This is a genomic window from Flavobacterium artemisiae, assembly GCF_042678225.1.
In the GTDB taxonomy this organism is placed as follows: Bacteria; Bacteroidota; Bacteroidia; order Flavobacteriales; family Flavobacteriaceae; genus Flavobacterium; species Flavobacterium artemisiae.
In genome coordinates this window covers 1,196,448-1,209,066 of the sequence record NZ_JBHUDZ010000012.1, presented here as the reverse complement: position 1 = coordinate 1,209,066, position 12,619 = coordinate 1,196,448, and the positions used below count along the sequence as shown (strand labels likewise).

Below are 12,619 nucleotides of genomic sequence, written 5' to 3'. Positions count from 1 at the left end.
ATTACAAAACTTTTATTATTCTTCCAAACGAAGATCTAATCCTAGACCTTTCAATTCGTGCATTAATACATTGAATGATTCTGGTAAACCTGGTTCTGGCATAGTTTCTCCCTTAACGATAGCTTCGTAAGTTTTAGCTCTACCAATAACATCATCAGACTTAACAGTTAAGATTTCACGTAGTGTACTAGAAGCTCCATAAGCCTCAAGTGCCCAAACCTCCATCTCTCCAAAACGCTGACCTCCAAATTGAGCTTTACCTCCAAGTGGTTGTTGCGTAATCAATGAGTATGGTCCGATAGAACGTGCGTGCATCTTATCATCAACCATGTGTCCTAATTTAAGCATGTAAATTACACCCACAGTCGCTTTTTGTGCAAAACGCTCTCCAGTTCCACCATCATAAAGGTAAGTATGTCCAAAACGTGGTACGTTAGCCTCATCAGTCAAAGCATTGATCTCGTCTAGAGAAGCACCGTCAAAAATTGGAGTAGCAAATTTTCTACCCAAGTTCATACCAGCCCAACCTAATACAGTCTCATAAATCTGACCGATGTTCATACGTGAAGGTACCCCAAGTGGGTTCAACACGATATCAACCGGCGTTCCGTCTTCCAAGAAAGGCATATCTTCATGACGAACGATTCTTGCAACAATACCTTTGTTACCGTGACGTCCTGCCATTTTATCCCCTACTTTCAACTTACGTTTCTTAGCAATATAAATCTTAGCCAATTTCAAGATTCCAGATGGTAATTCATCTCCAACTGTAATAGTGAATTTCTCTCTTCTTAAAGATCCTTGTAAGTCGTTTAGCTTAATTTTATAGTTATGAATCAAATCATTAACCATTTTATTCGTAGCATCATCAGCAACCCATTGACCTTTGCTTAAGTGAGCAAAATCTTCTACTGCGTAAAGCATTTTTTGAGTATATTTTTTACCTTTTGGTAAAACTTCTTCACCCAAATCATTCATTACACCTTGAGATGTTTTTCCGTTAACGATCAAGAATAATTTTTCAACTAATCTGTCTTTTAATTCAACAAATTTAGTTTCAAACTCCATTTCTAAAGCGCCTAAAGCATCTTTATCCTGAGTACGTTTACGTTTATCTTTTACGGCTCTTGCAAATAATTTTTTGTCAAGAACTACACCATGTAAAGATGGAGAAGCTTTTAATGAAGCATCTTTTACATCACCAGCTTTATCCCCGAAGATTGCACGAAGCAATTTCTCTTCTGGAGTTGGATCTGATTCTCCTTTTGGTGTAATTTTTCCGATTAGAATGTCGCCAGGCTTAACCTCTGCTCCAATTCTGATCATACCGTTTTCATCTAAATCTTTAGTAGCTTCTTCAGAAACGTTAGGAATATCGTTTGTTAACTCTTCGTTTCCTAACTTAGTATCTCTAACCTCTAATGAATAATCATCAACGTGGATAGATGTAAAAATATCATCACGAACTACTTTTTCAGAAATTACAATCGCATCCTCGAAGTTGTACCCTTTCCATGGCATGAACGCAACTTTTAAGTTTCTACCTAAAGCTAATTCTCCATTTTGAGTAGCATATCCTTCAGACAATACTTGTCCAGGAACAACTCTATCACCTCTTCTTACGATTGGTTTCAAGTTGATACTTGTACCTTGATTGGTTTTTCTAAATTTAATTAAATTGTACGTTTTCTCATCAGCATCAAAACTTACCATTCTTTCGTCTTCTGTACGATCGTATTTAATAGTAATGATGTTAGCATCTACGTATTCTACAGTTCCATGCCCTTCAGCATTGATTAATACTCTAGAATCAGAAGCTACCTGACGCTCTAAACCTGTACCTACAATTGGTGCTTCAGGACGGATCAAAGGAACTGCCTGACGCATCATGTTCGATCCCATCAACGCACGGTTCGCATCATCATGCTCCAAGAAAGGAATCAAAGATGCAGAAATCGAAGCGATCTGGTTAGGAGCAACGTCTGTATAATGAACTACTGATGGCTCAACAACCGGGAAGTCACCTTCCTCACGAGCAATAACATTGCTAGCTGTAATTTTACCAGAAGCGTCCATTTCAATGTTTGCCTGAGCAATCATTTTACCTTCTTCTTCTTCAGCACTTAAGTAAACTGGCGTACTTTCTAAATCAACTACACCATTAGTTACTTTACGGTATGGAGTTTCGATGAATCCCATTCCGTTTACTTTTGCATAAACACCAAGAGATGAAATCAAACCAATGTTTGGTCCCTCAGGGGTTTCAATCGGACATAAACGACCATAGTGAGTATAGTGAACGTCACGAACCTCGAAACCAGCTCTCTCTCTCGAAAGTCCACCTGGTCCAAGTGCAGAAAGTCTTCTTTTGTGTGTAATCTCAGCTAATGGATTCGTTTGATCCATAAATTGAGACAACTGGTTAGTACCAAAGAAAGAGTTGATAACTGATGATAATGTTTTAGCATTAATCAAATCAATTGGTGTAAACACCTCGTTATCTCTAACGTTCATTCTCTCACGAATAGTTCTAGCCATACGTGCTAAACCAACACCGAATTGTTGAGACAATTGTTCACCAACTGTTCTAACACGACGGTTTGATAAGTGATCAATATCATCAATCTCTGCTTTAGAGTTGATCAATTCGATCAAATATTTTACAATTGTAATGATATCTTCTTTGGTAAGCACTTGCTTATCCATAGGGATATCTAAATTCAATTTCTTGTTCATTCTGTAACGACCTACTTCACCTAAGTTATAACGTTGGTCAGAGAAGAACAATTTATCTATAATACCACGAGCAGTTTCCTCATCAGGCGGTTCAGCGTTACGCAACTGACGGTAAATGTGCTCTACAGCTTCTTTTTCAGAGTTAGTTGGATCTTTTTGTAACGTGTTGTGGATAATAGCATAATCTGCTTGATTGTTATCCTCTTTGTGTAACAAAATAGATTTTACGTTAGAATCGATGATCTCTTCAACATTATCTTTGTCGATAATTGTATCACGATCAAGGATGATTTCGTTACGTTCGATAGAAACTACCTCTCCAGTATCTTCATCAACGAAATCCTCGTGCCATGTGTTCAAAACACGTGCAGCAAGTCTTCTTCCAATATATTTCTTAATACCAGTTTTAGAAACTTTAATTTCTTCTGCTAAGTCGAAAATTTCAAGGATATCCTTATCTCTTTCGAATCCGATAGCACGGAATAAAGTTGTTACAGGTAATTTTTTCTTTCTATCGATATAAGCGTACATAACGCTGTTGATATCTGTAGAAAATTCTATCCAAGATCCTTTAAAAGGAATTACTCTGGCAGAATAAAGTTTAGTTCCATTTGCGTGGAATGATTGTCCAAAGAAAACCCCTGGAGAACGGTGTAATTGAGATACTACAACACGCTCGGCACCATTGATTACAAAAGTACCACTTGGAGTCATGTAAGGTATTGTTCCAAGATAAACATCTTGCACAATTGTTTCAAAATCTTCGTGTTCTGGATCTGTACAGTATAGTTTTAACCTAGCTTTTAAAGGCACACTATAAGTAAGACCTCTCTCTATACATTCTTGAATTGTATAACGTGGTGGATCAACAAAATAATCAAGGAATTCCAATACGAAGTTGTTTCTCGTATCTGTAATTGGGAAGTTTTCCATGAAGGTGTTGTATAACCCTTCGTTGCCTCTTTCGTCAGATTTCGTTTCTAATTGAAAGAAATCTTTAAAAGATTTAACCTGAACATCCAAGAAATCTGGATAGTCAGGGATATTTTTTGTAGAGGCAAAATTCAATCTTTCAGTCTGATTTGTTATCATCAATGGACAAAATTTTGATTAAAAAAAAGTAATTTTTTTTGTGTAAAAACACACTGCGTAGTTTATACTTTCTTTTTAAAATCAATACATCTTTAAAAATTAATTCTATAAATTAAGTCTAATTTTCTTTCTTCGTATTGATCAAAAACTCTTTCGTATATTAAACTATTTGATAATAAAATTTAATGTATTTTATTATACGAAAAATGGTTTAGGCCTTTGAGTGTTAACTCAGGACCTAAACCTAGTTCTTAAAACCGAGTTGAATTATTTTAATTCAACAACAGCTCCAGCTTCTTCTAATGATTTTTTAAGACCTTCAGCCTCTTCTTTAGAAACACCTTCTTTAACGTTGCTTGGAGCTCCGTCAACTACATCTTTAGCTTCTTTAAGACCTAAACCTGTAAGTTCTTTTACTAATTTCACAACTGCTAATTTAGAAGCACCAGCTTCTTTTAATACAACTGTAAATTCAGTTTGCGCTTCTTCAGCAGCACCTTCTCCACCACCAGCAGCAACTACTACAGCTGCAGCAGCAGGCTCGATACCATACTCATCTTTTAATATTGTTGCTAATTCGTTAACTTCTTTAACTGTTAGGTTAACTAATTGTTCTGCGAATTGTTTCAAATCTGCCATTTTTTCTATCGTTTAAAATGATTTGTAAAATTATAATTTATTTGTGTGTGCGAATTTAATAACACAAAAGACATTGATCTTTTATATTATGCTTCTTCTGACTCTTCGCCAGCGAATTTATTTTGAAGAGCTGAGATAATTCTTTGAGCTGGAGATTGTAATAATCCGATAAGTTCTCCAAGAAGTTCCTCTTTAGATTTAATAGTTGCTAATGCATCTAATTGATTGTCTCCAATATACACTTCAGAATTGATGTATGCTCCTTTTAAAAGAGGTTTATCAGATTTCTTACGGAAATCTTTGATAATTTTCCCAGGTGCGTTAGCAACATCAGAAATGAAAATAGCACTGTTACCAGTTAAAACTGTAGGTAAATCACCATAATCATTAGCAGAAGCTTCCATTGCTTTTGCAAGCAAAGTGTTCTTTACAACTTCCAATTTGATACCAGCTTTAAAACAAGCTCTACGTAAGTTTGAAGTTGTTTCTGCGTTTAAACCAGAAATATCAGATACATAAATGATATTTGTACCAGCTAACTGCGCAGTTAAATTTTCAATCGCGATTGATTTTTCTTCTCTAGTCATACTAAAAATTTTTAACTACCAATTATACTGCTTTTGGGTCTAATGCAATAGCAGGACTCATAGTGCTAGTAAGGTGAATACCTTTGATGTATGTACCTTTAGCAGCAGTTGGTTTAAGTTTTATTAATGTTTGAATAATTTCGTGTGCGTTGTCAACAATTTGCTCAGCTCCAAAAGAAACTTTACCAATTCCTGCATGAACGATACCAGTTTTATCAACTTTAAAGTCAATTTTACCAGCTTTAACCTCTTGTACAGCTTTTGCAACATCCATAGTTACAGTACCTGTCTTAGGGTTTGGCATTAAACCTCTTGGTCCTAAAATACGACCTAATGGACCTAATTTACCCATAACAGCTGGCATAGTGATGATTACATCAACATCTGTCCAACCATCTTTAATTTTTTGTAAGTAATCATCAAGACCAACATGATCTGCTCCAGCTTCTCTAGCTTCTGCTTCTTTATCTGGAGTAACCAATGCTAATACTTTAACGTCCTTACCAGTTCCGTGAGGTAATGTAACTACACCTCTAACCATTTGATTCGCTTTTCTTGGATCAACACCCAAACGAACTGCGATATCAACAGACTCATCAAATTTTGCAGAAGCAACAACTTTCAATAATGCCGCAGCATCTTTTAGAGAGTATAATTTGTTCTTTTCAATTTTTGAAGCAGCCTCTTTTTGCTTTTTTGTTAATTTTGCCATGTCTTTTTCTTAATTAAAAAGGAGCATCTCCTGATACAGTTATACCCATAGATCTAGCCGTTCCAGCAACCATACTCATAGCTTTTTCAATTGTAAAAGCATTTAAGTCTGGCATTTTGTCTTCAGCAATAGTTCTAATTTGTTCCCAAGTAACACTAGCTACTTTTTTACGATTAGGCTCACCAGAACCAGATTTTAGCTTTGCAGCTTCCATTAACTGAACTGCTGCTGGAGGAGTCTTAACAACAAAATCGAATGATTTGTCTTTGTACACAGTGATTTGCACTGGACAAATTTTGCCAGGTTTATCCTGAGTTCTAGCATTAAATTGCTTACAGAACTCCATGATGTTTACCCCAGCAGCTCCTAAAGCAGGTCCAACCGGTGGCGACGGATTCGCAGCACCTCCCTTAACTTGTAGTTTAACTACCTTACTAATTTCTTTAGCCATTTTTAAAAAATTTAACACTGTAATCAATGGAAGCGATTACAATGGTTATTATATATGTAACAAAAAATTATACTTTTTCAACTTGCATAAAACTTAACTCTAATGGTGTTTTTCTACCGAAAATCTTAACCATAACTTCAAGTTTACGCTTCTCTTCATTGATTTTTTCAACCGATCCATTAAATCCATTGAAAGGACCATCAATTACTTTGACAGTTTCTCCAACAGTAAACGGAATAGAGCGAGTATCCGTATTTACAGTAAGCTCATCAACCTTACCTAACATACGATTAACCTCTGCAAGCCTTAAAGGAACAGGCTCTCCTCCTTTAGTTTCTCCTAAAAAACCAATAACACTCGTAATTGACTTAATAATATGAGGAATCTCTCCAACTAGGTTCGCTTCAATCATTACATACCCAGGAAAGTAAACTTTATCCTTAGATAATTTTTTCCCTTCTTTTACAGTTACTACTTTTTCAGTAGGAACTAAAACCTGAGAAACATAATCACTCATACCCAGCCTAGCTATCTCAGTCTCAATATAAGCTTTCACTTTATTTTCTTGACCACTAACAGCTCTTACTACATACCATTTTTTCACATTATTATCTGCCATCACAAAAAAATTATCCTTTTAACCAGTTAAAAAATCCAGCCAAAGCTTTTGCAAATAATTCGTCTACTCCCCATGTTGCTAGAGCAAACAGAACAGAAAATACAGCTACAACAATTGTCAATTTCTGAACTTCAGCCCAAGCAGGCCAAGTAACATTCGACTTTAACTCTTCGAAAGCCTCTGATAAATAATTAGTAACTTTTGTCATTTGATATATTTTTTTATTGCACGGGCGGAGGGATTCGAACCCCCATCAACGGTTTTGGAGACCGCTATTCTACCCTTGAACTACGCCCGTAATTAAAAGCCAGTGATTTCGATTAAGAAAATCAACTGGCTTTTTATAATTTTTATAGGATTATCCTACGATTTCAGTCACCTGACCTGCTCCTACAGTTCTACCACCTTCACGGATAGCGAAACGTAAACCAACGCTCATTGCGATTGGGCTTAATAAAGCAACATTGATTGTCAAGTTATCTCCTGGCATTACCATTTCTACTCCTTCTGGTAAAGTAATAACTCCTGTTACGTCAGTTGTACGTACGTAGAACTGTGGACGGTAGTTATTGTGGAATGGAGTGTGACGTCCACCTTCTTCTTTTTTCAAGATATAAACCTCTGCTTTGAAAGTAGCGTGTGGTTTTACTGAACCTGGCTTAATAATAACCATACCTCTTTTGATATCAGCTTTATCAATACCTCTTAACAACAAACCTACGTTATCTCCAGCTTCACCTCTATCAAGGATTTTACGGAACATCTCAACTCCTGTAATAGTAGAAGTTAATTTATCAGCTCCCATACCAATGATTTCAACAGGATCTCCAGTGTTAGCAACTCCAGTTTCGATACGACCTGTAGCAACAGTTCCACGACCTGTAATTGTAAATACGTCCTCAACTGGCATCAAGAATGGTTTAGCTACGTCACGCACTGGCTCTTCGATCCAAGCATCAACAGCTTCCATTAATTCAATAATTTTAGGAACCCAGTTTGGATCATTGTTTAATCCACCTAAAGCAGAACCTTGAACAACAGGACCATTATCTCCATCATATTCGTAGAAAGATAATAAATCTCTAATTTCCATTTCAACAAGCTCTAATAACTCAGCATCATCAACCATATCCACTTTGTTCATGAAAACAACGATTCTTGGAATACCAACCTGACGACCTAAAAGGATGTGCTCACGAGTTTGCGGCATTGGACCATCTGTAGCAGCAACTACTAAGATAGCACCGTCCATTTGAGCAGCACCAGTAACCATGTTCTTTACGTAATCCGCGTGACCTGGACAGTCAACGTGAGCGTAGTGACGGTTAGCAGTTTCATACTCTACGTGTGATGTATTAATAGTAATACCTCTTTCTTTCTCCTCTGGAGCGTTATCGATTTGATCAAACGATTTTGCTTGACAGTAACCAGCATCTGACAATACTTTTGTAATTGCAGCAGTTAATGTAGTTTTTCCGTGATCTACGTGTCCAATTGTACCTATGTTTAAGTGCGGTTTGGAACGATTAAAATTCTCCTTTGCCATTTTACTTAATTTTTAATCTTAGTTATATATTAATTTTCAATTTCCTACTTACTTGAGCCAATGTCGGGATTTGAACCCGAGACCTCTTCCTTACCAAGGAAGCACTCTACCCCTGAGCTACACCGGCAGAGAGTTCTGATTTTTGATTTTAGATTTCTGATTTTAGATTAAAACAAATCTAAAATCTAAAATCATTTCAATCTGAAATCAAATTTTGTGGGGAGAGCAGGATTCGAACCTGCGAAGTTCACACAGCAGATTTACAGTCTGCCCTCGTTGGCCGCTTGAGTATCTCCCCTAATTTTCAAAATTCCAATATTTTAAAGAACCAAATTTCAAATCGCATTTGAAATTTTCTGAGCCGATAGAGGGACTCGAACCCACGACCTGCTGATTACAAATCAGCTGCTCTAGCCAGCTGAGCTACATCGGCGAATGCATTAAAAAAGTCCGCTATTTCTAACGGACTGCAAATGTAGCTATTTTATCTTTTAATCAAAACATTTTTTGAAAAAAATTTCAATTAAATATGCGCTCTTATTTTTTCTTTCCTTTTCACAAGCAAACGTTCTAAAGATTCTGCCGAAAGCTCAACTGCTTCTTCAAAAGTTTTACACTGTTTCTTTACCAAAAAATCGTCTCCAGGAACATTAATCTTTATCTCCACCATCTTATTTTCCTTATCACTTGTTCTTTCAACTTTTAAAAAAACATCAGACGACACTACACGATCATAGTATTTCTCTAATTTACTCATTCTCTCTTGAATAAAATCGACCAATTTTCTGTCAACAGTAAAGTTAACCGCATGAACATCTACCTTCATAATACAAATTTTAGGATTTAACATTTTCGAATTATTACTTATTTCTCGGATGCGCATCCTTATACACCTTTTTAAGTTCCGCCAAACTATTATGAGTATAAACTTGCGTCGATGCCAAACTCGAATGCCCTAATAATTCTTTAACCGAATTCAAATCTGCCCCATTATTTAAAAGGTGAGTTGCAAAAGTATGCCGAAGCACATGCGGGCTTTTTTTTACCTTTTCTGAGACCCTACTAAAGTATGAATTTATTAGTCGATAAACAAAGGATTCACTCAATTTTAACCCTTTTTTGGAAAGAAAAAAATAATCCAAATCTACAATCTCATCCAAAGCTTCTCTTTCTTTCATATAAGAATCAAGCTGATCTGCAACAATAGGCAGAATCGGAATTATACGCTCTTTATTCCTCTTACCCAAAACCTTTACAACATTCGAATACACATCAACATTCTTAATCATCAAACCTATCAACTCTGCGCGACGCATTCCCGTCATATAAAACATTTCAACAATAAGCTTATCTCGAACTTCCTCAAAACCCAAAGGCGCATCTATCTGAACCAACAAATCTTTCAATTCTTTTTCCGAAAAAGGTATCTGAACTATTTTTGGTGTTTTTAAGGATTTATGCTTAAGCATAGGATTAACCTGAATCTGCTTAGATTTCAAAAGAAATTTATAAAACGCTTTCAAAGATGCCATTTTCCTATTTACCGAAACATTAGACATACCTAGATCTACCAAATCTACAATCCAGCTCCTTATTTGACTGTAATTCACACCTTCAATATCTTCCTGCCCAAAATTAGCTTTATTAAAAACCTCAAAAGACAAAACATCACCCAAATACGCTTCCGCAGTATGTGTCGAATATTTTTTCTCTAACAAGAGATAATCATTAAATGCTTCTTTATTCGTTTTCATTTTTTCTTTAAAATTTAAGCACAAAAAAAACCGTTAGCATCAAAATTAAAACATTTTGATCACTAACGGTAATTATTTTAAAAAAGCCGTATACTAACTTTCTAAACTATCTTTCAAGCCTTGAATGTAAGCCGCTTTTTGAATTTGAGCTCTTTTGATAACAGAAGGCTTAATAAAAGCAGTACGTGCTCTTAATTGACGAACAGTTCCTGTTTTATCAAATTTTCTTTTATAGCGCTTTAATGCTCTATCGATATTTTCTCCGTCTTTAATTGGTATAATTAACATAATATAGACACCTCCTCTCGTTAAGGCTGCAAATGTAAAAATTAATTATCAATTAGCAATTATAAATCACGAATTATTTTTCATCTACAAAAGGCACTTGGTGTATTTGTGAAAGATTGCAGTGAAAAACCAGCCTTAAATATTTTTATTCTTTTAATAAATTTCTGGAAATAACTAACTTTTGAATTTCTGTTGTTCCTTCTCCTATAGTACAAAGCTTAGAATCTCTGTAAAATTTCTCCACAGGATAATCTTTTGTATAACCATAACCTCCATGTATTTGAACTGCTTCATTTGCAATTTTCACACAAGCTTCTGACGCATACATTTTTGCCATAGCACCAGAAGTAGTTACAGGCTTATGTTGTTGCTTTAAATAGGCTGCCTTGTGCAAAAGCAATTCTGAAGCTTCAATTTCAGTTGCCATATCTGCTAATTTAAACGAAATACCTTGAAAATTACTTATTGGCTGCCCAAACTGATGTCTTTCTTTAGAATATTTCAATGCCGCATTATACGCACCTTTTGCTATTCCTAAAGACAAAGCTCCAATTGATATACGACCTCCATCCAGTATTTTCATTGCCTGAACAAATCCTTGACCAACTTCTCCTAATCTATTAGCATCTGGAACTCGGCAATTATCAAAAACCAATTCTGCGGTTTCACTTGCACGCATCCCTAATTTATTTTCTTTTTTTCCAGCCGAAAAACCTTTCATTCCTTTTTCAAAAACAAAAGCTGTCATTCCTTTAGAATCACCTTTTTCTCCCGTACGAACAATTACAACTGCAATATCTCCCGAAATTGCATGGGTTATAAAATTTTTTGCCCCATTTACAATCCAATGATCTCCATCTTTAACGGCGGTAGTATTCATACCTCCTGCATCTGATCCTGTATTATGCTCTGTCAAACCCCAAGCACCAATATACTCTGCCGTCGCTAATTTAGGAAGCCATTTTTTCTTTTGCTCTTCATTTCCAAAAGTTAAGATATGGTTTGTACACAAAGAATTATGAGCTGCGACAGATAATCCGATTGAGGGATCTACTTTCGAAATTTCTTCAATTACTGTAATATATTCATGATATCCTAATCCAGATCCTCCATATTCTTCTGGTACTAAAACCCCCATATATCCCATTTCTCCTAATTGTTTAAACAGAGAAATTGGAAAAATTTGGCTTTCATCCCATTCCATTATATAAGGCCTGATATTTTTTTCAGCAAAATCTTTGATAGATTCTGCAATCATTGACTGCGTTTCATTATAATCAAAATTCATATGCTTTTTTTATAACTTCAAATATAAACTAATTATTTTTGCTTTTTCAACAGGAAAACCTTTAATTTTTATTAATTCTTCAATATTGGAGAAATTTCCTTCCATACTTCGGGTAGTAATAATTTGTTTAGCCAATCCATAATTGAAATAAGGAAACTGCATTAGTTCTTTTAAAGAAGCCTCATTGACATTAATTTTTTTGATGTTTTCTGTAGCAATCACTTTAAAATGAGCATTTAACTCTTCTACAACTTCTGGAGAAAGTCCCCAAACATCATTTAATTGTTCCATAGAAACAAAACAACCTAAAGCTTCTTTTTGTTTTAATATCCTCTTCGAAAGCCCTTCTCCAATTCCGTATATTTTTATTAAGTCTTCCTGAGTTGCTTCATTAATATTCAGAATTGTAATTTTCTCTTTTTTAGCAAGAGTATAATTTGGTTTTTCTTTCCCCTTATTAAATTTTTCATTTTTAACCCAATCAGGAAATTTAAACAGCGGTGAAATAACTGCTAAAAGAGAATCTGAAATTTTAGTAACCCTTTGAAAATCTTCTGCAGAGTTAATAAATTTGTTTTCTTTTCTAAAAGCCAAAAGGCGATCTATTTCCTGGGTTGACATCCCCAGTTTATAACCTTTATAGTCTGTTATATAATTAGGATTAAACAAATAGATCTTTTTAACTTCTTCACTTTTTTGTGATTTCAGAACATCAATTTCAGTTTGCAGAGCCATCCATTTTGTCTCTTCTACACTTTTTTGGGGTTGTATTTTAAAATCGGAAAAAAAATAAAAAAACTGCAATACAATAATTATTATAAAAAGAATAAAAATTCCGGTTTGCTGCTGTTTTGTAAAAAGAAAATAACGTTTTATCGAATTAAAATTCATTGTCAAAGATCAAAAT

At 35.1% G+C, this 12,619-nt stretch carries 13 protein-coding genes and 4 tRNA genes; all 17 read right to left on the bottom strand.

Annotated features, from left to right (window positions below; genetic code table 11):
• Positions 1-15: 15 nt before the first annotated feature.
• Positions 16-3,828, bottom strand: coding sequence for a DNA-directed RNA polymerase subunit beta (gene rpoB, locus ACFSC2_RS16015; RefSeq protein WP_379814375.1), 3,813 nt, complete (start codon positions 3,826-3,828; stop codon positions 16-18).
• A 267-nt stretch (positions 3,829-4,095) separates the two neighbouring features.
• Positions 4,096-4,467, bottom strand: coding sequence for a 50S ribosomal protein L7/L12 (gene rplL / locus ACFSC2_RS16010; RefSeq protein WP_007807437.1), 372 nt, complete (start codon positions 4,465-4,467; stop codon positions 4,096-4,098).
• An 86-nt stretch (positions 4,468-4,553) separates the two neighbouring features.
• Positions 4,554-5,054 (bottom strand): 50S ribosomal protein L10, encoded by a 501-nt coding sequence (gene rplJ / locus ACFSC2_RS16005; RefSeq protein WP_379814377.1) that lies wholly within the window; start codon positions 5,052-5,054, stop codon positions 4,554-4,556.
• A 22-nt stretch (positions 5,055-5,076) separates the two neighbouring features.
• Positions 5,077-5,766, bottom strand: a complete 690-nt coding sequence (rplA, locus tag ACFSC2_RS16000; RefSeq protein WP_012024013.1) for a 50S ribosomal protein L1 — start codon at positions 5,764-5,766, stop codon at positions 5,077-5,079.
• A gap of 13 nt (positions 5,767-5,779) precedes the next feature.
• Positions 5,780-6,217, bottom strand: coding sequence for a 50S ribosomal protein L11 (gene rplK / locus ACFSC2_RS15995; protein ID WP_008466923.1), 438 nt, complete (start codon positions 6,215-6,217; stop codon positions 5,780-5,782).
• 67 nt (positions 6,218-6,284) lie between these two features.
• Positions 6,285-6,836, bottom strand: a complete 552-nt coding sequence (gene nusG / locus ACFSC2_RS15990) for a transcription termination/antitermination protein NusG (protein ID WP_379814379.1) — start codon at positions 6,834-6,836, stop codon at positions 6,285-6,287.
• A 10-nt stretch (positions 6,837-6,846) separates the two neighbouring features.
• Positions 6,847-7,044: a preprotein translocase subunit SecE gene (gene secE, locus ACFSC2_RS15985; RefSeq protein WP_379814380.1), complete on the bottom strand. Its 198-nt coding sequence runs from the start codon at positions 7,042-7,044 to the stop codon at positions 6,847-6,849.
• Positions 7,045-7,063: 19 nt separating this feature from the next.
• Positions 7,064-7,134 (bottom strand) — tRNA-Trp (locus ACFSC2_RS15980).
• Positions 7,135-7,194: 60 nt separating this feature from the next.
• Positions 7,195-8,382: an elongation factor Tu gene (gene tuf, locus ACFSC2_RS15975; protein ID WP_379814381.1), complete on the bottom strand. Its 1,188-nt coding sequence runs from the start codon at positions 8,380-8,382 to the stop codon at positions 7,195-7,197.
• A 55-nt stretch (positions 8,383-8,437) separates the two neighbouring features.
• Positions 8,438-8,509 (bottom strand) — tRNA-Thr (locus ACFSC2_RS15970).
• Between the two features lie 90 nt (positions 8,510-8,599).
• A tRNA-Tyr gene (locus ACFSC2_RS15965) sits at positions 8,600-8,680 on the bottom strand.
• Between the two features lie 61 nt (positions 8,681-8,741).
• A tRNA-Thr gene (locus tag ACFSC2_RS15960) sits at positions 8,742-8,815 on the bottom strand.
• Positions 8,816-8,905: 90 nt separating this feature from the next.
• Entirely contained in the window at positions 8,906-9,208 is a 303-nt protein-coding gene (gene hpf / locus ACFSC2_RS15955; RefSeq protein ID WP_379814382.1) for a ribosome hibernation-promoting factor, HPF/YfiA family, read from the bottom strand.
• A 34-nt stretch (positions 9,209-9,242) separates the two neighbouring features.
• Positions 9,243-10,136, bottom strand: a complete 894-nt coding sequence (locus ACFSC2_RS15950; protein WP_379814384.1) for a tyrosine-type recombinase/integrase — start codon at positions 10,134-10,136, stop codon at positions 9,243-9,245.
• Positions 10,137-10,229: 93 nt separating this feature from the next.
• Positions 10,230-10,424: a 30S ribosomal protein S21 gene (rpsU, locus tag ACFSC2_RS15945; protein ID WP_026730435.1), complete on the bottom strand. Its 195-nt coding sequence runs from the start codon at positions 10,422-10,424 to the stop codon at positions 10,230-10,232.
• A 145-nt stretch (positions 10,425-10,569) separates the two neighbouring features.
• On the bottom strand, positions 10,570-11,712 hold the full coding sequence (locus ACFSC2_RS15940; RefSeq protein ID WP_379814385.1) for an acyl-CoA dehydrogenase family protein: 1,143 nt from the start codon (positions 11,710-11,712) through the stop codon (positions 10,570-10,572).
• Positions 11,713-11,721: 9 nt separating this feature from the next.
• Positions 11,722-12,447: a ComEA family DNA-binding protein gene (locus ACFSC2_RS15935; protein WP_379814386.1), complete on the bottom strand. Its 726-nt coding sequence runs from the start codon at positions 12,445-12,447 to the stop codon at positions 11,722-11,724.
• Positions 12,448-12,619 lie beyond the last annotated feature (172 nt).